This is a genomic window from Burkholderia sp. AU38729 (genome assembly GCF_020419725.1).
GTDB lineage: Bacteria > Pseudomonadota > Gammaproteobacteria > Burkholderiales > Burkholderiaceae > Burkholderia.
The window spans coordinates 143,554-166,099 of the sequence record NZ_JAIZQO010000010.1 but is presented as its reverse complement, the minus strand read 5'-3'; the positions used below and the strand labels follow the sequence as shown (position 1 = coordinate 166,099).

The window sequence follows — 22,546 nt, the reverse complement described above, 5'->3', positions numbered from 1 at the left end:
CGAAACGCGATGCACAATCCGAATGCTGTAAACGCCCCCGTCCAGACGAACCAGCCGCCGCGCCTCGGCGAGGAAATCCTGCGTGTCGATCACGTCTGTCGCGGCTTCAACAAGACGCAGGGCGAACTGCTCGTGCTCGACGATGCGAACCTGTCGCTGCGCGAAGGCGAGATCGTCGGGCTGCTCGGCCGTTCCGGCTCGGGCAAGTCGACGCTGCTGCGCATCATCGCCGGGCTGATCGAGCCGACCGGCGGCGAGGTGACCTATCTCGGCCAGCCGCTGCGCGGCCCGGCCGAAGGCGTTGCGATGGTGTTCCAGACCTTCGCGCTGTTCCCGTGGCTCACGGTGCTGCAGAACGTGGAAGCCGGCCTCGAGGCGCTCGGCGTCGGCGCGCGCGAGCGGCGCGAGCGTGCGCTGGCCGCGATCGACCTGATCGGTCTCGACGGCTTCGAGAACGCATACCCGCGCGAGCTGTCGGGCGGCATGCGCCAGCGCGTGGGCTTTGCGCGCGCGCTCGTCGTTGATCCGACGATCCTGCTGATGGACGAGCCGTTCTCCGCGCTCGACGTGCTGACGGCCGAGACGCTGCGTACCGACCTGCTCGATCTGTGGACCCAGGGCCGCATGCCGATCAAGTCGGTGCTGATCGTCACGCACAACATCGAGGAAGCGGTGTTCATGTGCGACCGGATCCTCGTGCTGTCGTCGAACCCGGGCCGCGTGATCGCCGAGATCAAGGTGCCGTTCAAGCATCCGCGCAACCGGCTCGACCCGGCGTTCCGCAAGCTCGTCGACGACATCTACGCGAAGATGACGGCCCGCCAGACCGGCGAGGCGACGAAGAAGGGGCTCGAACTCGGCAGCTGGCTGCCGCAGGTGTCGACCAACCTGATGGCCGGCCTGATCGAAACGCTCGCGATGGCGCCTTACCATGGCCGCGCGGACATGCCGGAAATCGCGCGCACGCTGCATCTGGAAGTCGACGACCTGTTCCCGATCGCCGAAGTGCTGCAGTACCTCGGCTTTGCCGACGTGCGGGAAGGGGACGTGTTCCTGACGCCGCCGGGGCGCGTGTTCGCGGAATTCGGCACGCAGGAGCGCAAGCTGATGTTCGCGGATCACCTGCTGAAGCACGTGCCGCTCGCCGCGCGGATCAAGAAAGTGCTGAACGAGCGTCCGGGCCATCGTGCGCCGCGGGTGCGCTTCGAGCAGGAGCTGGAGGATTTCCTGTCGGACGGCGCCGCCGAGGAGACGCTCGACGCGGTGATCGACTGGGGCCGTTACGGCGAGATCTTCTCGTACAACGACCAGACCGAGATTTTTAGTCTCGAGGACGTCGAGTCCTGATCGACGTGCCGGGCCGCGTGGCCCGGCATGCGTGTGCGCCGCGCGTCATGCGCGGCGTATCGCACGCTTACTGCAGATTCCCCCACCGGTCGACCGCCGGTTCCGCCGACGCCCACTTCCAGTGCGTGCCTTGCTGGCAGGCATTCGCGAAATACCAGTCGGCCTTGTCGCCGTCCTTCACCGAGAACGCGAATTCCTTGCAGATCGCGAGCGCCGACGCGTACGCGCGCGTGACGCGCACTTCGCCTTCGCCGTTTTCGAGCGGCAGCGTGTTCTTCACCTTCCACGGCTTCACTTCGCCGACGGCCAGGCTGCCGGCCGTCTTCGCGATCGCGTCCTGCTGGTTCTGATGGAGCTGCTTCATCGTGCGGTTGACGGCTTCGTCGGTCGCGGCCTGCACGGCAATTCCGACGCCGACGCCGACCGCCGGGTTCGCGGTGACGAGGCCCGTCGCCGCGCCGGCGAGTGCACCGCTCGCCGCGCCGACCGACCCGCAGCCCGACAGCGTGGCCGTTGCCGCGCACAGCGCGCCGATGGCCGCGATACGGAGCGCAACGCTCATTGCAATGCACCCCAGCGTTCGGTCGCCGGCTCGGCCGATGCCCATTTCCACACGGGGCCGTCGCGGCAGATCGTGGCGACGTAGAAGGCCGATTGCGCGGCTTTGTCGGGTTTCGCGGGCGTATCGACCGCGAACACGATTTCCTTGCAGTCGAGCGGGCCGATGCTGATCATCCGGCTGACCGTCACGCGACCCTGCTCGTCGTCCTCGATCGGGAACGAGTGGTGCGTCGACCACGGCGCGACGCCGCCCACGTCGAGCGGGCCCGCCGCCTTCGCGATCTGTTCCTGGGTGTAACGGTGTGCGACCCGCTGCGAGTACTGGACGCCCGCCCGCGCCCCGGCGACGGCGCCGAGGCCGATGCCCGTCGCAACGGCGGCGTTGTTGGTGACCTTGGAGGCGATCGCGGCGCCCGCGATACCGGCGCCGGCAGTCGCGCCTTCGCTGTACAGCGAGTTGCAGCCGGACAGCAGTGCGGCCGTGGCGATCACGGCCAGCACGACGCGCGCCGGCGTGGCCCGGCGCGGCGATTCGAAACGAATGTTCATCCCTGAGTGCAAGTCCTGTCTGGGTGAGCGGCGACGCGTGCACGCCCTGATGCCGCATCATTGTTTCGCAATTGTCATAGGAAAACTGCAAAGCTTTGACAAATCGCCGTGCGGCGGGCCGCGTGCGCGCGAGCGGCGTTATTGTCGGATAGATGCTTGCGGAGGGGTCGAAACGTTACAAATTGAAGGTAATTGTTACCTTCGGATGCGATCAGGCGACCTAGACTGTTGTGCTATGGAATGTTTCTACGACGGCCTCGGGCCGCGCCGCATATGAGACACCCAGCTATGCGCCGTTCGAAACGGCTATCACCTCGGCCGCCTGACGGGGCGGCCGTGCGTCCGGAAGACCGCCCGCGTCCGCGGACCGACGCGCCATCGGCGCCGCCGCCGGGCGCGCCCGACGACACGCCGTCGGACGGCGATCACAACCAGGGCGGCGCCCGCCCGGAAGGGCTCGACTATCAACGTGACCTCGGTCAGGAGCAGGACGCGTGATTCCGTCGTAGCCGCATTCCACCACCGTATTTCATTGCAATTCTCGGAACTGAGTCGCCGCACGGCCGCCTTCGGGCCGCCGTGTCCGCTTTGGCGCGCGCCGCGCGCCAGCCAATCGAATCGAGGAGGGGAAGTCGCATGAGCAGATTGATCGTGGTATCGAACCGTGTCGCCGCCGGCGAGGACACGCGCCCGAGCGCGGGTGGCCTGGCGGTCGGCGTGATGGACGCGCTGAAGGAAACGGGCGGCGTCTGGTTCGGCTGGAACGGCGAGATCGTCGACGCACCCGACACCGCGCCCGCAATTCAGCGGGACGGCAACGTCACCTACGCGACGGTCGGGCTGACCCGGCGCGACTACGACCAGTACTACCGCGGTTTCTCGAACGCGACGCTGTGGCCTGTGTTCCATTACCGCGGCGATCTCGCGCGCTTCGACCGCCAGGAGTACGCGGGCTATCTGCGCGTGAACGCGATGCTCGCGAAGCAGCTCGCCGCCTTGTTGCGCCCCGACGACCTGATCTGGGTGCACGACTATCACCTGTTGCCGTTCGCGCATTACCTGCGCGAGCTCGGCGTGAAGAACCCGATCGGCTTCTTCCTGCACATTCCGTTTCCGTCGCCCGACATGCTGCGGCTCGTGCCGCCGCACGAGGAACTCGTGAAGTTCATGTGCGCGTACGACGTCGCGGGTTTCCAGACCGAGGCCGACAAGCAGGCGTTGACCGACTACATCGAGCGGCGCGGGATCGGCGCGGCAAGCGACGACGGGATGCTGCACGCGCATGGCCGCGTCGTGAAGGTCGCCGCCTATCCGATCGGCGTGCATCCCGACGCGATCGCGCAGGCGGCCGTCCAGTACGGCACGCGCAAGCCGGTGAAGATGCTGCGCGAGGCGCTCGATGGTCGTAAGCTGGTGATGAGCGTCGACCGCCTCGATTATTCGAAGGGGCTCGTCGAGCGCTTCCAGTCGTTCGAGCGGATGCTCGCGAACGCGCCAGGCTGGCAGGGGCGTGTGTCGCTCCTGCAGATCGCACCGCCGACGCGTTCCGACGTGAAGACCTATCAGGACATCCGCGAAACGCTCGAGGGCGAGGCCGGCCGCATCAACGGCCGCTTCTCGCAGCTCGACTGGACGCCGATCCAGTACCTGAACCGCAAGTACGAGCGCAACCTGCTGATGGCGTTCTTCCGGATGTCGCAGGTGGGCTACGTGACGCCGCTGCGTGACGGGATGAATCTTGTCGCGAAGGAGTACGTCGCGTCGCAGGATCCGGCCGATCCGGGCGTGCTCGTGCTGTCGGAGTTCGCGGGCGCGGCAGCCGAGTTGACCGGCGCGCTCCTCGTCAATCCGTACGACCTGTCGCAGATGGCGGAGGCGCTCGAGCGCGCGCTGTCGATGCCGCTCGCGGAGCGGCAGGCGCGCCACGAGGAGAACCTCGCGCGGCTGCGCGCGAACGACCTGTCGGTCTGGCGCGATACGTTCGTTGCCGACTTGCGCAGCGTCGCGGCGGCCGCGTCGGTCACGCGGCGCGCGGGCCGGCGGGTTGCGCATGCGTGAGGTCGTGCAGGCGCCCGGCGCCGCCGCCGATGCGGGCGAGGAAGCCGCCCGCCGCTTCTTTATCGTCACCGGTGGCCCGGGCTCGGGCAAGAGCACATTGCTCGACGCGCTCGAACGCGCCGGTTTCGCGCGCTCGCAGGAAGCCGGTCGCGGCGTGATCCGCGACCAGATGGCGATCGACGGCCACGCGTTGCCGTGGCGTGACCCGGCGGCGTTCGCCGAGCTGATGCTGAGCTGGGAGATGCGCTCGTACGATCTCGCGCGCCACGTGCGCGGGCCCGTGTTCTTCGATCGAGGCGTGCCGGACGTGGTCGGCTATCTACGGCTGACAGGGCTCGCGGTGCCCGCGCATGCGGAAGCCGCGGCCCGCCGTTTCCGCTACCACCGGCACGTGTTCATCGCGCCGCCGTGGCCGGACATCTATGCGCAGGACACCGAGCGCCGGCAGGATTTCGCGGAAGCCGTGCGCACCTACGACGCGATGGTCGAGTGCTACACGTCATATGGCTACCGGCTGATCGAACTGCCGCGCGACAGCGTGCAGGCGCGCGTGCGCTTCGTGACGGACGCGCTCGACGCGGCATGACGGGCGGGACCGAGGACGGTGAGCGATGTGTCAGGTCGCCGTGTCCGGCCGCGGCGACGTGATGCGCAGCATGCTGACGACCGCGGCCACCGCCGCGAATGCCGCGGCGACATAGAGCGCGATCGTCGGCCCGCGGTCCGGCACGAGCCCGAAAATCAACGCGACGAGCGCGGCGCCGAGCGTCTGCCCGGTCAGCCGCGCGGTGCTCAGCATGCCGCCCGCGCCACCGCTGCGTTCGCGCGGCGCCGACGACAGCATCGCGCGGTTGTTCGGCGACTGGAACAACCCGAAGCCCGCACCGCACAGCGCCATCCGCCACACGATGTCGACGGTGCCCGGGTGCGCGCCGATCGTCGCGAGCGACAAGAGCCCGGCCGCGAACAGCGCGAGCCCGATCCCTCCGAGAATGCCGGCTGAATAGCGATCCGACAGCACGCCCGCGAGCGGCGCGGCGAATACGATCACGAGCGGCCACGGCGTCATGTACAGGCCCGTCTCGACCTGCGAGAAGCCGAGCGAATTCTGCAGCCAGAACGGCAGCGCGACGAACGCGAGCATCTGCGACGTGAACGACGCCGTCGACGTATAGACCGACAGCGCGAACATCGGGATGCGCATCAGGTCGACCGGCAGCAGCGGCGCCGGCTGCGACAGCTGGCGCTTCACGAAGAAGTAGCCGACGACGAACGCGACGGCCAGCTCGGCCGCGACGTACGCATGGCTTTCGCCATGGCCGAGCCCGTCCACGGCCGTGATCAGCAGCCCGAACACGCACGCGTTCATCAGCGCGCTCGCGAAATCGTACGGCGCATCGTGCAGCGGGTTGGCCGGCAGCGCGCGCAGGCTGCCGAATACCGCGGCGATGCCGATCGGCACGTTGACCGCGAACAGCCATGGCCACGATGCGAACGACAGGATCGCGGATGCGACCGTCGGCCCGATCGCCGACGACAGCGCCACCACCATCGCGTTGATCGACAGCCCGCGCCCGAGCATCGACGACGGGTAGATCATCCGCACGAGCGCGGCGTTGACGCTCATGATGCCGGCCGCGCCGAAGCCCTGGATCACGCGCATCACGGCCAGCATCGGCAACGAGCCGGCGAGCGCGCAGCCGAGCGACGCCGCGGTGAACAGCGCGAGCCCTGCGATGTAGATGCGGCGATAGCCGATGCGCTCGCCGAGCGACGCGAGCGGCAGCAGCGTGATCGTGACCGCGAGCTGGTACGCGTTGACGATCCAGATCGAGGCGGCGTCGGATGCGTGCAGGTCGCGCGCGATCGTCGGCAGCGCGACGTTCGCGATGGCGCCGTCGAGCACGGCGAGCGTGATGCCCAGTGCGACGCAGACGATCGCCCAGTAGCGTTGCGGAAGCGGCAGGCCGGTATCGGCGTTCATGGCGGGAGCAGAGGCGTGGTTGTCCGCGCGCCCGGTTGCCGGTTGCGTGCGCAACCATGCGCAAGGGTGGAGGCGGCGATGAGCGGCCCGGCCGGCGCAACGGCACCGGAGCGGGGCCGGTCGAGTGTATCACCGGGCCGCATCGCGCGACGCCGGCGCTCAGCCTTCGAAGTCGAGGCCGCCGAGCCGCACGAGCGGGTCGGCCTGCGTGCGCGACAGGAGATCGATGTCGCGCGCGCTCTGCCATGCCCCCAGCTTTTTCGGCAGCGCGGCGAGGTAGTGCTCGAAGCGTTGCGGGCCGTCCGGCTCCATCAGCCGCTCGATTTCGTCGGTGTCCCAGGTCAGTTCGAGGTTCAGCGGATGGTCGAAGCCGCTGACGTGCTCGTGCGGCGCGCTGCGGATCTGCACGCGCGTCGGGTGCCCGTGGCCGCCATACGGGACGACGTTGGTCAACACGTGTTCGGCGAAGAAGGCGGCGATCGCCTGTGCGATGCGCGGGGCGAATTCGGTATCGAAACGGCGGGCGGTTTCCGGCTGCATGACGGCGTCTCCTGTATGCCGAAAATCGTAGCACGGCGACGGCGCATTTCGATGGGCGTGATACCGGTAATCGCGCGTTACCACTTGCTGCATCTATTACGGCCGCAAGCCGCCACAATGCATCGCATCCCGTACCACTTCGCGTGGGAGTCCATCATGAAAAAAATTGCCGCAGTGTGTGTCCTCGCCGGTTCGCTTGCCGTGGCAGGCCCGGCGTCCGCGCATGGCCGCGACGGTGGCGCCGTCATCGGCGCGTTGATCGGCGGCGCGGTGCTCGGCGCGATCGTGACGTCCGCGATGAATCCGCCCGTCGCGTATCAGGCGCCCGCGTACCAGGCGCCGGCCTATCAGCCGCCGACGTACTACCAGGCGCCCGCGTACCAGCAGCCTGCGTATCCGACCTACCAGCAGGCGCAGTACCAGGACGACGGCCCGAACTATTGCTACGACCGCTACCAGCGCGCGTATGTGTGCGGCGCGCCCGTCTCGGGTGGCTACGCGCAGCCGGCCGGCTGGTGAGCAGGCTGACGCGCGAAGCGTGAGCAGGCGGCGGTGGCGCCGTTCGCTTCACCGCACCGAACGACAAAAAGGCCCTCGCTTCGTGCGAGGGCCTTCGTCTTTTGCGCGGCCGTCCGTTGGTCTGCGTGACGCGTCGGCCATCGTGGCGCGCGGCACGCGGATACAAACGGTTGCAAATGCGCGTCAGTGGCGATGGCCGCCGCCTCCGCCGCCATCGTTCCAGTCGCCACCGCGGTGTCCGCCGCCGCGCCCCCAGCCGTTGCCGCGGTTGCCGCGATCGCCGTCCCAGCGATGGTAGTCGCGCCGGCCGCGATCCCAGTCGCGTCCGCCGCCACCGCCCCAGATATTGACCGTGCCGTACACGGGCGACGGGGCGTACGCGTAGCCGGGATCGGAATAGTAGGGCTGCCCGTAGCCATAGCCGTATCCGGCGTCCGGGGCGACGACGCAGCCGGCCAGCAGTGTGGCGACGCCGGCGGCAGCAATGAGCTTCAGCATGATGTTCTCCGTTGGTTCCCGTATAAGTACCGCGCAAGGGGATTGCCAGCTGTTTGCAATTGTGTCGTCAAATTACAGCCGCGTAAGGTCGTGTGACGGAAGTGTTAGCATCCGGGGCTCATTTTGTTTTTCAGGAGTACATCGATGAAATTCGCGATCCGGGCCGCACTGGCCGCCTTCTGCGTGACGACAGCCGCCGCCTGTGTGGCGGGGCCCGCTTCGGCGCCCGCCGTGACGGCCGAGTCGATCAAGATGTTTCCGCAGGCAGCGTCCGGCCAGCAGCGCGTCGTGATCGCGCTGCCCGCGCTCGAGAACGAAGGCGATGCGCGCGTCGAGCTGATGATCGGCAAGACGCTGCAGACCGACTGCAACCAGCAGTGGTTCGGCGGCGAGCTGACCGCCGAGGACGTGAAGGGCTGGGGCTATACGTACTACCAGCTCACCGACGTGAAGGGGCCGGCCTCGACGCTGATGGCATGCCCGGGCCAGGCGCCGCAGCAACGGTTCGTGCAGGTGCGCGGTGACGGCCAGCTGCTGCGCTACAACAGCCGCCTGCCGCTCGTCGTCTATGTGCCGGACGGCTTCGAGGTGCGCTATCGCGTGTGGCATGCGTCGAAGGACGTGCAACACGCGGCAAAGCAGTAACGTTACGGCGCGGCCGCGGCGTCCTGCCTCTACGCGTCGCCTCTACCGACGAGCGCTGGCCATGCGGCCAGCGCGGCTTGCGCGACGGCCTCCAGATCGCGACGGTTCGCACCGTCGCGCGCCTGGATCGACATCCCCTGCTGGACCGTCACGTAGTACCGCGCGATTGCATCGAGGTTCGCTTGTGCGGCGATCTCGCCGGTCTCGACCCCTTGCCTGAGACGTTCGCGCAGGTTCTCGACCGTGCGTTCGCGCATCGCGATCAGCGTTTGCCGGACCGTATCGGAACGTTCGGCCGGATGCAGTGCCGACAGCACGATCAGGCAGCCGGCCGGCTTCGAGCGCCGCGTGAACACGCGTGCGGTATCCATCAGGTAGTTCCGTACGGCGTCGTGCGCGCTGCCGGCCTGTTCGACGCCCCCCCAGATTTCCCGTCCCTCCGTTGCGCTGTAATGCTCGAGCGCCAGCCGGAACAACGCTTCCTTGCTGCCGAACGCCGCATACAGGCTCGGCGACGCGATGCCCATCGCGGCCGTCAGGTCGGCCATCGACGCGCCTTCGTAGCCGAGGCGCCAGAACACCTCCATCGCGCGATCCAGCGCCGCTTCCTTGTCGAAGCTTCTCGGTCGGCCCCGTTCAGCCATTGCGTCCGTTCCTTCATCGATTTCTGTATCGATCGATAAATTAAATCAATTGACTGTGTCGCGCAACTTGCCACATTCTGTGTCGGTCGTTACATAAATGAGGAAAGGAACCGACATGAACCGACTTCAGGGCAAGCGTGCACTCATCACGGGCGGCAGCCGCGGCATCGGGGCGGCGATCGCGAAACGGCTGGCGGCCGAGGGCGCGGACGTCGCGATCACCTATGAGAAATCGGCGGAGCGGGCGCAGGCCGTCGTCGCCGGCATCGAGGCGCTGGGCCGCCGCGCCGTTGCGATCCAGGCCGACGGCGCCGATCCGGTGGCCGTGCGCGACGCGGTCGATCGTGCGGCGGAGGCGTTCGGCGGTCTCGACATTCTCGTCAACAACGCGGGGATTTTCCGGGCCGGCGCGCTGGACGACCTCACGCTCGACGATATCGACGCGACGCTGAACGTGAACGTGCGCGCGGTGATCGTCGCGTCGCAGGCGGCGGCGCGGCATCTCGGGGAGGGCGGGCGCATCGTGTCGACCGGCAGTTGCCTCGCCACGCGCGTGCCCGATGCGGGGATGAGCCTCTATGCGGCGAGCAAGGCCGCGCTGATCGGCTGGACGCAGGGGCTCGCGCGCGATCTCGGTTCGCGCGGCATCACGGTCAACATCGTGCATCCGGGGTCGACGGATACCGACATGAACCCGGCCGGCGGTGAGCATGCCGATGCGCAGCGCTCGCGGATGGCGATCCCGCAGTACGGCAAGGCCGACGACGTCGCGGCGCTCGTCGCGTTCGTGGTCGGGCCGGAAGGGCGGTCGATCAATGGCACCGGGTTGACGATCGATGGCGGTGCGAACGCGTGAGTGCGTGAATGCCGACGCCCGGCGTGATTGTTCGACCGGGCGGCGTTGCGTTCGTTATCGGCAGCCGAGCCGGTGATGCTCGGTTTCGAGATCGGCGCGCTTGTCGTAAGCGCGCAGCTCGTTGCGCGGCTTGCCGTCCGGGCCCATTCCGCGCACGACCTTCTGGCCGCGGTCGGGGGCGTGCGTAACGGCGTCGATCCCGGCGGCCAGTTCGCGGCAGCGTGCGTCGGGGGAGGGGTTTTCCGCGTGCGGGGCTGCGGCATTCGTGATGTTGGCGATGCCGGGGCTGACGTAGCGCGGCTTCGCGGGTGCGGTAAGGGTGTCGGCGGCGTTTGCCGTGCCGGTCATCGCTGAAAGCGCGGCGAGTGCCGCGATCGCTCGAATCATTGCGGGAGTCCGGATGCTGAAGAAGGTTCGGAATTCTACGCAATATGGGGCGCAGGGCCGTGGCGATCTGGTGAGATGCGATCGTGTGTCGCAGGGGACGTCGGCGGCTGAATGCTCCTCGACCCGTATGTGATGCTGGCGGGCCTTGAGCACGCGGCAGTGCATGCAAAAAGCAAAAAGCCCGCTTGCTTTCGCAGAGCGGGCTTCGGTATTGGTTGCGGGGGTAGGATTTGAACCTACGACCTTCGGGTTATGAGCCCGACGAGCTGCCAGACTGCTCCACCCCGCGGCGCGAAGTGTACTAGGGCTGATGTGGAGAGTCAACGATCTTTGATCGCGAGTCGAACGGAACCCTCGGTTTGCCGAGCGCGACGATTCGATTTGGCGTGTGCGTTGATTGCTTGTGCTTCCCGATCGGCTTCAACGTCAGGCGCTTTTCGTCGCCGCCGTTGCGGTATTTGATCGTGGGAAAGTGGATGAGGCCATGAGGATGGCTGGTCCCCCCGACAGGAATCGAACCTGTATCTAGCGCTTAGGAGGCGCTTGTTCTATCCATTGAACTACGGGGAGCGCCATGTCCGGGGAAACGCAGAAAAACGCGAACCGGACGGCAGTGTGGACAGCGCGCAGAGTATAGCAAACGCGCGGCGCGTCGGCGGGGCGGAATGCATGCCGACGCGCGTGATCGCGTCATCACCCGCGATCGGAAATCAGCGCGTCAGCGAATCAGAAATCGACGACGACGAAATCTTCCTTGCCCACGTCGCACAGCGGGCAGCGCCAATCGGCGGGAATGTCGGCGAAACGGGTGCCAGCCGGAATGCCTTCGTCGGGCAGCCCTTCCGCTTCGTTGTAGACCCACCCGCAAATCAGGCAGACCCAGCTCTGGTATTCGGTTACTTCGCTCATGTAGCGCTCGGGAAAATGGAAATCCGGTGATGCCGTCCGCAGCTTGGCCGGCGGACGAAAGGCGCAATGGTACCGGAATTTCGTCGAACGGCTCCACAACGTCGTTTTAAACGTACGCATCGCGAACAACGCAACCGAGACACGCCTGCCGTGCGTGCGGTGTATGCTTCCGAGGCTGTCCAATCATAAGGAGAATGCGATGCTGAACAGAAAGTGGATCGCAGGTGCGGTATGCGTGGCGGCGATGGCCGTGTCGACGATGGCGCGGGCCGAGGCGCGCGTGTATTTCGAAGCGCCGAGCGAGGGAGCGACGGTGTCGAACCCGGTGCATGTGAAGTTCGGGCTCGAAGGAATGGAGCTTCGACCGGCCGGCGACATGACGCCGAATACCGGCCATCATCACCTGCTGATCGACGGCCGGCCGATTCCGAAGGGCGACGTGATCCCCGCGAGCGAGCGTTCGCTGCACTTCGGCAAGGCGCAGACCGAGACCGAAATCAAGTTGCCGCCCGGCCAGCACACGCTGACGCTGCAGTTCGGCGACGGCATGCACCGCTCGTACGGCCCCGAATTGAGCTCGACGATCACGGTCAACGTGAAGTAATCGCATGTGCCGCGTACGGACGCCCGAGGCGTCCGGCGCGGAATGGTCGATCGGCCGGCCGCAGGCGTCCGGTCGACGCAGGCGTTTTGCCCGGAACGCATGCCCGGCGTCCGCGACCGGAAGCCGGGCGCACCCGGCGTGCCATCGAAGCGCATTGTGTCGATGCGCGTCGAGCGACGCCCCGCCTGCCGGCCGCCAAAAGCACGTTCCAACCCGCCTCCCCACCCGTTTGCCGGCCTTATCCGTCCGGCCATGCCGGTAACGCCGCCCGCGACCGGTACAATGGGCGCTTCCGATTCCTCTCTTCGCCGTCTCCCCATGTCGCTCTATTCCATTTCCGGCGCGCAGCTCGCGTTCGGTCACGTCGCGTTGCTCGATCACGCGGATTTCTCGCTGGAAGCCGGCGAGCGCGTCGGCCTGATCGGCCGCAACGGCGCGGGCAAGTCGTCGCTGCTGAAGATCGTCGCCGGGCTCGCGAAGCCCGACGACGGGCTGGTCACGCGCCAGCAGGAACTCGTGACCGTCTACGTGCCGCAGGAGCCCGAATTCGAGCCGGGCGCGACGGTGTTCGAGGCAGTCGCATCGGGGCTCGCGCACACACGCGAACTGCTCGAGGAATACGATTCGATCGCGCACCGTCTCGCGGATATCCCCGAAGGCGCCGAGCACGATGCGCTGCTCGCGCGGATGAACGCGCTGCAGTCGTCGCTCGATGCGCACGACGCGTGGAGCTGGCGCACGCGCGTGTCGATGACGCTCGCGCAGATCGGCCTGGCGGACGTCGATGCCCCCGTCGATGCGTTGTCGGGCGGGATGCAGAAGCGCGTCGCGCTGGCGCGCGCACTGGTGCTGCAGCCCGACGTGCTGCTGCTCGACGAACCGACCAACCACCTCGACTTCGACGGCATCCGCTGGCTGGAAGAGCTGCTCGTCGCGCAGCGCGCGGGCCTGTTGTTCATCACGCACGATCGCGCGTTCCTCGACCGTGTCGCGACACGCATCGTCGATCTCGACCGCGGCCGGCTGCTGTCATACCCGGGCAATTTCTCCGCGTACCAGACGCGCAAGGCACAGCAGCTCGAAATCGAGCGCGTGGAAAACGAGAAGTTCGACAAGCTGCTCGCGCAGGAAGAAGTGTGGATCCGCAAGGGCGTCGAAGCGCGCCGCACCCGCAGCGTCGGCCGCATCGCGCGGCTCGTGCAGATGCGCAACGAGCGCGCGGAGCGCCGCAACACGCTGGGCAACGTGAAGCTGGATGTCGCGCAGGGCGAGAAGTCCGGCAAGATCGTCGCGGAGCTGACCGACGTGACGAAGCGCTACGGCGGCCGCGCGGTCGTCGATCGCTTCTCGACGACGGTGATGCGCGGCGACAAGATCGGCTTCATCGGCCCGAACGGCGCCGGCAAGACGACGCTGCTCAAGCTGATTCTCGGCGAACTGAAGCCCGACGAAGGCACGGTGCGCATCGGCACCAACCTGCAGGTCGCCTATTTCGACCAGATGCGCGCGCAGCTCGACCAGGAGAAGAGCCTGGCGGATACGATCAGCCCCGGCAGCGAATGGGTCGAGATCGGCGGCGTGCGCAAGCACGTGATGAGCTATCTCGGCGATTTCCTGTTCGCGCCGGAACGCGCGCGTTCGCCGGTGAAGTCGCTGTCGGGCGGCGAGCGCAACCGGCTGCTGCTCGCGCGCCTGTTCGCGCGTCCGGCCAACGTGCTGGTGCTCGACGAACCGACCAACGACCTCGACATCCAGACGCTCGAGCTGCTCGAGGAACTGCTGGCCGACTATGACGGCACGGTGCTGCTCGTCAGCCACGATCGCGCGTTCCTCGACAACGTCGTGACGTCGGTGATCGCGGCCGAGGGCGACGGCAAGTGGCGCGAATACGTGGGCGGTTTCAGCGACTGGCAGATCCAGAGCGCGCGCGCGGATCAGCTCGCGCAGCAGGAAGCCGCGAAGCGTGCGGTCAAGGAAGCCGCGCCCGTCAAGGAAGAGGCGGCGAAAAGCGCCGCGGGCCGCAACACGCAACGCACGGTGAAGCTGTCGTTCAACGAGCAGCGTGAGCTTGATGCGCTGCCGGAGAAGATCGCGGCACTGGAAGAGGAGCAAAAGACGATCAATGCGCGGCTCGAGGACGGCTCGATTTTCGCGAAGGATCCGCAGGAAGGCACGCGCCTGACCGAGCGATTCGCGGCGATCGACGACGAATTGCTCGAAGCGCTCGAACGGTGGGAAACGCTCGAAGCGAAGCGCAAGCCCGCGTAAAACGCAGGCGCGTCGCGCGGCCGGCGGGCCGCTGCGCGCGATTCCGCGATTGGCGTGCCACGCGGAACCAGTAAAATACCGCGCGTCCCGGGCAGCGCAGCGCACGCCGCGCGCCCGCTTTCGGAGCAGTCCAAGCACACCGTTGTTTCGATTCGCTTTTTTACGGAACTCAACGTTTTGTCCACGACGTTATCCACACGAGGTGTGGACAACGTCCCGATGAATGACGAAATTCAGCGCCTATGTCAACGAAGAAACCCAGCGCGGCCTATAGCGAAGCATCGATCAAGGTGCTCAAGGGTCTCGAGCCGGTCAAGCAGCGGCCCGGCATGTACACCCGTACCGAGAATCCGCTGCACATCATCCAGGAAGTCATCGACAACGCGTCCGACGAGGCGCTTGGCGGCTACGGCAAGCAGATCACGGTCACGCTGCACGCCGACCAGTCGGTATCGGTCGAGGACGACGGCCGCGGCATCCCGTTCGGCATGCACCCTGAAGAGGGCGTGCCGGTCGTCGAGATCGTATTCACGCGCCTGCACGCGGGCGGCAAGTTCGACAAGGCCGCGGGCGGCGCCTACACGTTTTCGGGCGGCCTGCACGGCGTCGGCGTGTCGGTGACGAACGCGCTGGCCACGCGCCTCGACGTGACGGTCTGGCGCGACGGCAAGATCGCGGAACTCGGCTTCGCCGAAGGCGACGTGGTGAAACCGCTCGCGACGCAGGGCGCGGGCCGCGGCGAGAAGAAATCCGGCACGCGCGTGCAGGTGTGGCCGAATCCGAAGTATTTCGATTCGCCGAACCTGCCGCTTGGCGAACTGCAGCGCCTGCTGCGCTCGAAGGCCGTGCTGCTGCCGGGCGTCGAGGTCGTGCTCGTCAACGAGAAGTCGGGCGAGCGCCAGACGTGGAAGTATGAAGACGGCCTGCGCGGCTACCTGCTCGACGAAATGAACGGCAGCGAGCTGCTGATCCCGCTGTTCGAAGGCGAGCGCTTTGCCGATTCGCGCTCGGGCGACGACACCTTCGCCGAAGGCGAGGGCGCGTCGTGGGTCGTCGCATGGAGCGAGGAAGGCTCGCTCGTGCGCGAGTCGTACGTGAACCTGATCCCGACGCCGGCCGGCGGCACGCACGAATCCGGCCTGCGCGACGGTCTCTACCAGGCAGTGAAAAGCTTCGTCGAACTGCACAACCTGCAGCCGAAGGGCGTGAAGCTGCTCGCGGAAGACGTGTTCGCGCGCGTGTCGTTCGTGCTGTCCGCGAAGGTGCTCGATCCGCAGTTCCAGGGGCAGATCAAGGAACGCCTGAACAGCCGCGACGCGGTGAAGCTCGTGTCGTCGTTCTCGCGTCCGGCGCTGGAGCTGTGGCTGAACCAGCACGTCGAGCACGGCAAGAAGCTCGCCGAACTCGTGATCAAGCAGGCGCAGGCGCGTACGCGCGCGGGCCAGAAGGTCGAGAAGCGCAAGAGCTCGGGCGTCGCGGTGCTGCCCGGCAAGCTGACCGATTGCGAGACGGAAGATATCGCGCGCAACGAGCTGTTCCTGGTCGAGGGCGACTCGGCAGGCGGCTCCGCGAAGATGGGCCGCGACAAGGAATACCAGGCGATCCTGCCGCTGCGCGGCAAGGTGCTGAACACGTGGGAAACCGAGCGCGACCGCCTGTTCGCGAACAACGAGGTGCACGACATCTCGGTCGCGATCGGCGTCGATCCGCACAGCCCGGATGAAAGCGTCGACCTGTCGAACCTGCGCTACGGCAAGATCTGCATCCTGTCGGACGCGGACGTCGACGGTTCGCACATCCAGGTGCTGCTGCTCACGCTGTTCTTCAAGCATTTCCCGCAACTGATCGAGCGCGGCCATGTGTGCGTCGCGCGCCCGCCGCTGTTCCGCGTCGACGCACCCGCGCGCGGCAAGAAGGCCGCGCAGAAGCTTTATGCACTCGACGAAGGCGAACTCGAGGCGATCCTCGACAAGCTGCGCAAGGACGGCGTGCGCGAGACGCAATGGAGCATCAGCCGCTTCAAGGGTCTCGGCGAAATGAGCGCCGAGCAGCTGTGGGATACGACGATGAACCCCGACACGCGCCGCCTGATGCCGGTGAAGCTCGGCGAGCTCGACTACGAGGCGACCGTCGCACGCATGACGATGCTGATGGGCAAGGGCGAGGCAGCCGCGCGGCGCGGCTGGCTCGAGGAAAAGGGCAACGACGTCGAAGCCGACATCTAAGCCGAACACCTGCGCGGCCGGGATTGACGCCCGGCCCGGCCTTACGCCACTTACGAATACGGAATTCAGATGGACGACAACACTTCCGATCTCTTCGCCAGCTCCGATGCACCGGACGCCGACGCGCTGACGCTCGGCAACTACGCGGAGCAGGCGTATCTCAGCTACGCGGTCAGCGTCGTGAAGAGCCGCGCGCTGCCCGACGTGTGCGACGGCCAGAAGCCGGTGCAGCGCCGGATTCTCTACGCGATGAACGAAATGGGCCTCGGCCCGGACGCGAAGCCGGTGAAGTCGGCGCGCGTGGTCGGCGACGTGCTCGGTAAATACCACCCGCACGGCGACCAGTCGGCGTACGACGCACTGGTGCGTCTCGCGCAGGATTTCTCGCTGCGCTACCCGCTGATCGACGGGCAAGGCAACTTCGGCTCGCGTGACGGCGACGGCGCGGCTGCCATGCGATACACCGAAGCCCGCCTCACGCCGATCGCAAAGCTGCTGCTCGACGAGATCGACCAGGGTACGGTCGACTTCATGCCGAACTACGACGGCTCGTTCGAGGAGCCGAAGACGCTGCCGAGCCGCATGCCGTTCGTGCTGCTGAACGGCGCGTCGGGCATCGCGGTCGGCCTCGCGACCGAAATCCCGTCGCACAACCTGCGCGAAGTCGCGGGCGCGGCGGTCGCGCTGATCCGCAATCCGAAGCTCTCGCACGCGGAGCTGATGAACCTGATTCCCGGCCCGGATTTCCCGGGCGGCGGGCAGATCATCTCGAGCGACACCGAAATCGCGGCGGCCTATGAAACCGGCCGCGGCAGCCTGAAGGTGCGTGCGCGCTGGAAGATCGAGGATCTCGCACGCGGCCAGTGGCAGCTCGTCGTGACCGAGCTGCCGCCGAGCACGTCGGGCCAGAAGGTGCTCGAGGAAATCGAGGAGCTGACGAACCCGAAGCTCAAGCTCGGCAAGAAGACGCTGACGCCCGAGCAGCTCAACACGAAGAAGGCGATGCTCGACCTGCTCGACGCGGTGCGCGACGAGTCGGGCAAGGAAGCGGCGGTGCGGCTCGTGTTCGAGCCGAAGTCGCGCACGATCGACCAGACGGAATTCGTGAACACGCTGCTCGCGTACACGAGCCTCGAGTCGAACGCGACGCTGAACCTCGTGATGATCGGCGCCGACGGCCGGCCGGGCCAGAAGGGCCTGCTGACGATCCTCGACGAGTGGGTGAAGTTCCGCCAGCTGACGATGACGCGCCGGTGCCGTCATCGTCTCGCGAAGGTCGACGACCGCATCCACATCCTCGAAGGGCGGATGATCGTCTTCCTGAACATCGACGAGGTGATCCGCATCATCCGCGAGTCGGACGAGCCGAAGGCCGCGCTGATGAGCGCGTTCGGGCTCAGCGAACGGCAGGCGGAAGATATTCTCGAAATCCGGCTGCGCCAGCTCGCGCGGCTCGAGAAGATCAAGATCGAGAAGGAACTCGAAGCGCTGCGCGACGAGAAGGCGAAGCTCGAGGAACTGCTCGCGAACGAAAGCGCGATGAAGCGGCTGATGATCAAGGAGATCGAGGCCGACGCGAAGCAGTACGGCGACGATCGCCGCACGCTGATCCAGCAGGAAAAGCGCGCGACCTTCGAGGCGAAGGTGGTCGACGAGCCGGTCACGGTGGTCGTGTCGCAGAAGGGCTGGGTGCGTGCGCTGAAGGGCCACGGGCTCGACCCGGCCAGCTTCTCGTTCAAGGCCGGCGACCATCTGTACGCGGCGTTCCAGTGCCGCACGCCGGATCGCCTGATCGCATGGGGCAGCAGCGGCCGCGTGTACTCGGTGGACGTGTCGATCCTGCCGGGCGGGCGCGGCGACGGCGTGCCCGTCACGTCGCTGATCGAGCTCGAATCGGGCTCGCACCTGATGCACTACTACGCGGCGCCGGCCGACCAGCAACTGCTGCTCGCGTCGAGCAACGGCTTCGGCTTCCTCGCGAAGGTCGGCGACATGGTGAGCCGCGTGAAGGCCGGCAAGGCGTTCATGACGATCGACGCGGGCGCGGTGCCGCTCGCACCGATGCCGGTGCTGCCGAACGCGACGCAGGTCGCGTGCCTGTCGAGCGGCGGCCGCCTGCTCGTGTTCGGGATGGACGAGATGAAGACGCTGTCCGGCGGCGGTCGCGGCGTGATCCTGATGGCGCTCGACGACAAGGAAACGCTCGTGCAGGCGCTCGCGATCGATCCGGCCGGCGTCGTGCTGATCGGCACCGGCCGCGGCGGCAAGGTGATGGACGAAACGCTGTCGTATGCGGGGCTGGCGCCGCACGTCGGCAAGCGCGCCCGCAAGGGCCGCGCGCCTGACACGAAGCTCAAGGTCGTCAGCGAACTGCGTCCGCTGCTCGGCTGACGCTGCGCACGTTCGATCGCCCGGTTCGGCCGCGATCGAGGGCCGCACCTCCGCTTCGGCGGACGTGCGGCCTTTTCTTTTGGAGCGGGGATGCGGGTAAGCAAGCGTGGCGCTGTCACGCGGAACTTGCAAAATAATGTGAAATCGCGCCTGGGGTCTGAACCGCTCGGCGACAATCCGGTCGAACGTCGCTCGATGCCGCGTGCGACGCGGCCGTTCGCCGCACCCCACTCCTCACAGGATTGCCGTCATGTCCCATGCTGTCTCCGTCGCGCTGTTTCTTCATCTGCTGGCCGTCGCCGTGTGGGTGGGCGGGATGGTCTTCGCCAACTTCTGCCTGCGTCCGGCGCTGTCCGACCTGTCGCCGCAGCTTCGGTTGCCGCTGATCGAAGGCGTGTTCGGCCGCTTCTTCAACTGGGTCTCGGGTTCCGTGATCGTGATCCTGCTGACGGGCGGCGTCCTGCTCGTGCAATTCGGCGGCGCGCACGCGACGTGGTCGCTGCACGCGATGGCCGGGCTCGGCGTCGTGATGATGCTGATCTTCGGGCATATCCGGTTTGCGCTGTTCCCGCGCATCCGCCGTGCGGTGCAGGCGCAGAAATGGCCGGACGGCGCGCGCGCGGTGAATACGGTGCGCCTGCTCGTGCTCGTGAACCTCGTGCTCGGCGTCGTCACGATCGGCGCGGCGGTGTTGTCGCGCGGTTTCTGATTGACCGCAGCCGGCCAGCCCGCGCGCAGCCGCGGGTGCGCCGGCAAGCGCCGCTACGCGGCCAGCATCGCATCGAGCAGCCATGAGCCGACCGGGCCGAGCGGCCGGTTGCGCGACCAGACCGCATCGACCCGCACACGGCGCGGCCAGCCGCGCGCACGCAGTTCGCACAGGCGATCGCGCGCGAAGTGGTCGACCATCCAGCGCGGCAGTTCGGCCCAGCCGAACCCCAGCACGGCCATCTCCAGCAGCATCAGGTAGCTCGGCGCCAGCCAGTGCTGCGTGCCGACGACGATCCGGTCGTCGGCGCCGCGGCCTTCCGTTTTCACATAGGTATTGAGGCGCAGTTCGCGCACGTCGCGCAGCGCGGCGTGCGGCACGTCGGCGTCGCCGTATTCGGCGAGCGCGTGCGTGCGGCCGACGAACAGCCCGATTTCCGATTCCTCCGCAATCGTCGCCGCGCCGATATCGGCCGGGTAGGCCGCGCGCGCGGCCATCAGCCCGAGCTGCGCGCGCCCCTGCTGGATCAGGTCGAGCACGTCTTCGTGCTCGGCGATCTGGCATTCGAGCTCGAGCGCCGGGAAGCGCCGTTCGAGCGCCATCAACGTTTCCTCGTAGCGCTTCGACTGGTACGTATCGGACACGACGAGCGTCAGCCGCGCTTCCTCGCCACGCGCGAGCCGCGCGGCCGTGCGGTCGATCGCCGCGCCGGCTTCGAGCGCGCGCTGGACTTGCGGCAGCAGCGCGCGCCCGGCATCGGTCAGGGTCGGCGCCCGCGTCGAGCGGTCGAACAATTGCACGCCGAGATCGATCTCGAGGTTCGCGATCGCCTCCGACACGGTCGACTGGCGCTTGCCGAGCTTGCGCGCGGCGGCCGTGAACGAGCCGAGCAACGCGGCTTCGGCGAAGGCGAGCAGGGCTTCGGGGGCGTGGCGCATGCGGTGCTCCTGGTGGCGATATATCGGTGAAACCGATGATATCAAACTGGATTTATACGGTTACGCCGATCAAAATGGCAGCCATGAACGAAGTAGACGAATCGGAGGGAATCATGAAACAGGTCAACAAAACGGTAACGGAACGGCTGCTGCATGCACTGACGTTCGAGCTGGTCGCGATCGCGCTGTGCGCGCCGATCGGCGCGTGGCTGCTCGACATGCCGGTGTCGCACGTCGGCGTGCTGACGGTGATGGTGTCGCTGATCGCGATGGCGTGGAACATGGCGTTCAATACGCTGTTCGACCGCTTCGAGCGGCGCGCGGGGCTGACCCGCACGCTCGGCATGCGGATCGCGCATGCGGTCACGTTCGAGCTCGGCCTCGTCGCGATGGTGGTGCCGGTCGCCGCGTGGTGGCTGAACGTGAGCCTCGTCGAGGCGCTGTTGCTCGACCTCGGCATCGTGCTGTTCTTCCTGCCTTACACGTTCTGCTTCAACCTCGCTTACGACGCGCTGCGCGCCCGCTGGATGGCACGCCGGGTCGCGGTGCAGGCAGGTTGAGGACGGGCTGGACGGGCGAATGCCGGTAGAACCCGGCGGGGCGGTGGTCGCCGCCCGTCAGCGCGCGGCGGCCAGCAGCCACACGCCGCAAGCCACTGCGACCGTGCCGTACACGGCATAGACGGGCACCTTGAAGCGCGCGAAGCACAGCGTCGCGAAGGCGCCCGTCAGCCAGTAAACGGGGTCGACGGGTTCGCGGTACAGGATCCTCACGACGGCGACGACGAGAAAACCCGTGGTCGCCGCACGCAGCAGGCGCATTCCGTGCGCGAAGCGCGAATGGCGCTTGAGCCGGGACAGGTGGTTCTGCGCAAACACGACGAGGCATCCCGACGGAATGAACAGCGCGGCCGTCGCGAGCAGCGCGCCGACCCAGCCGTCGGTCAGGTAGCCGAGAAACGGGACGACGTTCAGCAACGGCCCCGGCGCGACTGGGGACAGCGCGAACGCCAGCGTGAAGTCGTGATCGGAGATGCCCGTCGCGGGCGTGACGAACAGCGTCTTGAGCACGGGCAGCGCGGAAAAGCCGCCGCCGAACAGCGTCATGCCGGCGCCGGCGAGACGCGGCCACAGCAACGTCGCCTGGTAATCGCCGGGCAGCGGCACCGCGAACAGCGTGACGAGCACGCCGAGCAGCACGAGCAGGTTGCGGTCGCGGGTCGACAACCTGAAATCGACCGCGTCGCGTTGCGGCGGCCCCGTGAGCCAGCCGGCCGCGAACGCGGCGAAGAGAATCCCGACGAAGGCGGCCGGATTATGTGCGAAACCGAGCAGAATCGTCGACAGCGCGGCGATCAGTTGCTCGCGCCGTGTGCGCGCGAGCGAGCGCAGCTGCTTGACCCACGTGACGCCGATCAGCGCGGCGAGCACCATCCCGAAGTGATTGATCAGCATCGGCGCGGCGAGCGAGCGCACGAGTGGCGTGCGATAGAAGATCGCGAACAGCGTCATCAGGATGGAAAACGGCAGCACGCTCGCGATGCCGGCGATCCACGCGCCGATGCGGCCGTGCAGGATCTGGCCGACCTGCACCGCCACGTTGCAGCCGACGGGGCCCGGCACCAGCCAGGCCAGCGCGACGAGGTCGCCGAATACGTTGGGCTCGATGCGCTTCAGCCGCTCCACGTAGTGGCGTTCGAGCTGCGCCATCATCGACAGCCCGCCCCACGAGACCGCCGAAATGCTGGCGACGACCTTGAACAGGTCCCACAGGGAAGCCTGCGCCTGTTCGATATCAGCGGTCGCTTCGATTTCGACGGTAGTCATGTTGGTGGTGTGAGCGCGGGGCCCGATCTCTCGCGTGCGGCCATGCCGGCGGCCCGCCGACACGTTGGCCCTCCCAATTGTCCGCCGC

At 67.2% G+C, this 22,546-nt stretch carries 23 protein-coding genes and 2 tRNA genes; 13 read left to right on the top strand and 12 right to left on the bottom strand.

All coding sequences use genetic code 11. The features are described from left to right. Positions 1-9: 9 nt before the first annotated feature. Positions 10-1,347: an AAA-associated domain-containing protein gene (locus tag LGM56_RS25815; RefSeq protein WP_011352844.1), complete on the top strand. Its 1,338-nt coding sequence runs from the start codon at positions 10-12 to the stop codon at positions 1,345-1,347. A gap of 67 nt (positions 1,348-1,414) precedes the next feature. On the opposite strand, the gene LGM56_RS25810 is transcribed toward LGM56_RS25815, so the two are convergent. After that, entirely contained in the window at positions 1,415-1,909 is a 495-nt protein-coding gene (locus tag LGM56_RS25810) for a hypothetical protein (RefSeq protein WP_089495406.1), read from the bottom strand. After that, a complete protein-coding gene (locus tag LGM56_RS25805; protein WP_089426068.1) occupies positions 1,906-2,457 on the bottom strand; it encodes a hypothetical protein in 552 nt (183 codons plus the stop codon). Before LGM56_RS25805 ends, LGM56_RS25810 begins: the two co-directional genes overlap by 4 nt. Before the next feature lie 288 nt (positions 2,458-2,745). On the opposite strand from LGM56_RS25805, the gene LGM56_RS25800 reads away from it, so the two are divergent. From LGM56_RS25800 to LGM56_RS25790, 3 genes are all read left to right on the top strand, one after another. After that, positions 2,746-2,955 carry a hypothetical protein gene (locus LGM56_RS25800; protein ID WP_089495404.1) on the top strand — a complete coding sequence of 70 codons (210 nt, stop codon included), beginning with the start codon at positions 2,746-2,748 and terminating at the stop codon, positions 2,953-2,955. A gap of 138 nt (positions 2,956-3,093) precedes the next feature. Then, a complete protein-coding gene (otsA, locus tag LGM56_RS25795) occupies positions 3,094-4,515 on the top strand; it encodes an alpha,alpha-trehalose-phosphate synthase (UDP-forming) (RefSeq protein WP_089495403.1) in 1,422 nt (473 codons plus the stop codon). Then, positions 4,508-5,101, top strand: coding sequence for an AAA family ATPase (locus LGM56_RS25790; RefSeq protein WP_226207102.1), 594 nt, complete (start codon positions 4,508-4,510; stop codon positions 5,099-5,101). Before otsA ends, LGM56_RS25790 begins: the two co-directional genes overlap by 8 nt. Positions 5,102-5,131: 30 nt before the next feature. Here the strand turns inward: LGM56_RS25790 and LGM56_RS25785 are convergent, their stop codons facing one another. Beyond that, positions 5,132-6,499: an MFS transporter gene (locus LGM56_RS25785; protein ID WP_089495401.1), complete on the bottom strand. Its 1,368-nt coding sequence runs from the start codon at positions 6,497-6,499 to the stop codon at positions 5,132-5,134. A gap of 159 nt (positions 6,500-6,658) precedes the next feature. Then, entirely contained in the window at positions 6,659-7,039 is a 381-nt protein-coding gene (locus LGM56_RS25780; protein ID WP_089495400.1) for a DUF5594 family protein, read from the bottom strand. Positions 7,040-7,156: 117 nt separating this feature from the next. Here LGM56_RS25780 and LGM56_RS25775 point away from each other — a divergent pair, with 117 nt between their 5' ends. Then, positions 7,157-7,558: a hypothetical protein gene (locus LGM56_RS25775; protein WP_179254831.1), complete on the top strand. Its 402-nt coding sequence runs from the start codon at positions 7,157-7,159 to the stop codon at positions 7,556-7,558. A gap of 183 nt (positions 7,559-7,741) precedes the next feature. On the opposite strand, the gene LGM56_RS25770 is transcribed toward LGM56_RS25775, so the two are convergent. Further along, positions 7,742-8,056 carry a hypothetical protein gene (locus LGM56_RS25770; RefSeq protein WP_039368492.1) on the bottom strand — a complete coding sequence of 105 codons (315 nt, stop codon included), beginning with the start codon at positions 8,054-8,056 and terminating at the stop codon, positions 7,742-7,744. Between the two features lie 144 nt (positions 8,057-8,200). Between LGM56_RS25770 and eco the strand changes: the two genes are divergently transcribed. After that, positions 8,201-8,701 carry a serine protease inhibitor ecotin gene (gene eco, locus LGM56_RS25765; protein WP_089495399.1) on the top strand — a complete coding sequence of 167 codons (501 nt, stop codon included), beginning with the start codon at positions 8,201-8,203 and terminating at the stop codon, positions 8,699-8,701. Between the two features lie 29 nt (positions 8,702-8,730). Here the strand turns inward: eco and LGM56_RS25760 are convergent, their stop codons facing one another. After that, positions 8,731-9,345: a TetR/AcrR family transcriptional regulator gene (locus LGM56_RS25760; RefSeq protein ID WP_089495398.1), complete on the bottom strand. Its 615-nt coding sequence runs from the start codon at positions 9,343-9,345 to the stop codon at positions 8,731-8,733. 115 nt (positions 9,346-9,460) lie between these two features. Between LGM56_RS25760 and LGM56_RS25755 the strand changes: the two genes are divergently transcribed. Next, positions 9,461-10,201, top strand: coding sequence for an SDR family NAD(P)-dependent oxidoreductase (locus LGM56_RS25755; RefSeq protein ID WP_089495397.1), 741 nt, complete (start codon positions 9,461-9,463; stop codon positions 10,199-10,201). A gap of 54 nt (positions 10,202-10,255) precedes the next feature. On the opposite strand, the gene LGM56_RS25750 is transcribed toward LGM56_RS25755, so the two are convergent. The 4 genes from LGM56_RS25750 to LGM56_RS25735 form a co-directional block, all read right to left on the bottom strand. Then, on the bottom strand, positions 10,256-10,588 hold the full coding sequence (locus LGM56_RS25750; protein WP_175237936.1) for a hypothetical protein: 333 nt from the start codon (positions 10,586-10,588) through the stop codon (positions 10,256-10,258). A gap of 212 nt (positions 10,589-10,800) precedes the next feature. Then, a tRNA-Met gene (locus LGM56_RS25745) sits at positions 10,801-10,877 on the bottom strand. 206 nt (positions 10,878-11,083) lie between these two features. Beyond that, positions 11,084-11,158 (bottom strand) — tRNA-Arg (locus LGM56_RS25740). 156 nt (positions 11,159-11,314) lie between these two features. Continuing rightward, positions 11,315-11,497 carry a rubredoxin gene (locus LGM56_RS25735; RefSeq protein WP_006478164.1) on the bottom strand — a complete coding sequence of 61 codons (183 nt, stop codon included), beginning with the start codon at positions 11,495-11,497 and terminating at the stop codon, positions 11,315-11,317. 199 nt (positions 11,498-11,696) lie between these two features. Here LGM56_RS25735 and LGM56_RS25730 point away from each other — a divergent pair, with 199 nt between their 5' ends. From LGM56_RS25730 to LGM56_RS25710, 5 genes are all read left to right on the top strand, one after another. After that, the gene (locus LGM56_RS25730) at positions 11,697-12,101 is read left to right on the top strand and encodes a DUF4399 domain-containing protein (RefSeq protein WP_089495394.1); all 405 of its coding nucleotides are present in this window, start codon (positions 11,697-11,699) and stop codon (positions 12,099-12,101) included. 282 nt (positions 12,102-12,383) lie between these two features. Then, entirely contained in the window at positions 12,384-14,369 is a 1,986-nt protein-coding gene (locus LGM56_RS25725; protein WP_373452542.1) for an ATP-binding cassette domain-containing protein, read from the top strand. A 242-nt stretch (positions 14,370-14,611) separates the two neighbouring features. Further along, the gene (gene parE / locus LGM56_RS25720; RefSeq protein WP_089426056.1) at positions 14,612-16,594 is read left to right on the top strand and encodes a DNA topoisomerase IV subunit B; all 1,983 of its coding nucleotides are present in this window, start codon (positions 14,612-14,614) and stop codon (positions 16,592-16,594) included. Between the two features lie 69 nt (positions 16,595-16,663). Continuing rightward, complete coding sequence (gene parC / locus LGM56_RS25715) at positions 16,664-18,985, top strand: DNA topoisomerase IV subunit A (RefSeq protein ID WP_226207101.1); 2,322 nt, start codon at positions 16,664-16,666, stop codon at positions 18,983-18,985. A 250-nt stretch (positions 18,986-19,235) separates the two neighbouring features. Further along, positions 19,236-19,694, top strand: coding sequence for a CopD family protein (locus LGM56_RS25710; RefSeq protein ID WP_089495391.1), 459 nt, complete (start codon positions 19,236-19,238; stop codon positions 19,692-19,694). 53 nt (positions 19,695-19,747) lie between these two features. Here LGM56_RS25710 and LGM56_RS25705 read toward each other — a convergent pair whose 3' ends face one another. Beyond that, positions 19,748-20,632, bottom strand: coding sequence for a LysR family transcriptional regulator (locus LGM56_RS25705; protein ID WP_039370345.1), 885 nt, complete (start codon positions 20,630-20,632; stop codon positions 19,748-19,750). Between the two features lie 113 nt (positions 20,633-20,745). Here LGM56_RS25705 and LGM56_RS25700 point away from each other — a divergent pair, with 113 nt between their 5' ends. Then, a complete protein-coding gene (locus tag LGM56_RS25700; RefSeq protein WP_071334964.1) occupies positions 20,746-21,192 on the top strand; it encodes a multidrug/biocide efflux PACE transporter in 447 nt (148 codons plus the stop codon). A gap of 57 nt (positions 21,193-21,249) precedes the next feature. Here LGM56_RS25700 and LGM56_RS25695 read toward each other — a convergent pair whose 3' ends face one another. Next, positions 21,250-22,458: a chromate transporter gene (locus LGM56_RS25695; RefSeq protein ID WP_226207100.1), complete on the bottom strand. Its 1,209-nt coding sequence runs from the start codon at positions 22,456-22,458 to the stop codon at positions 21,250-21,252. Positions 22,459-22,546: the final 88 nt, after the last annotated feature.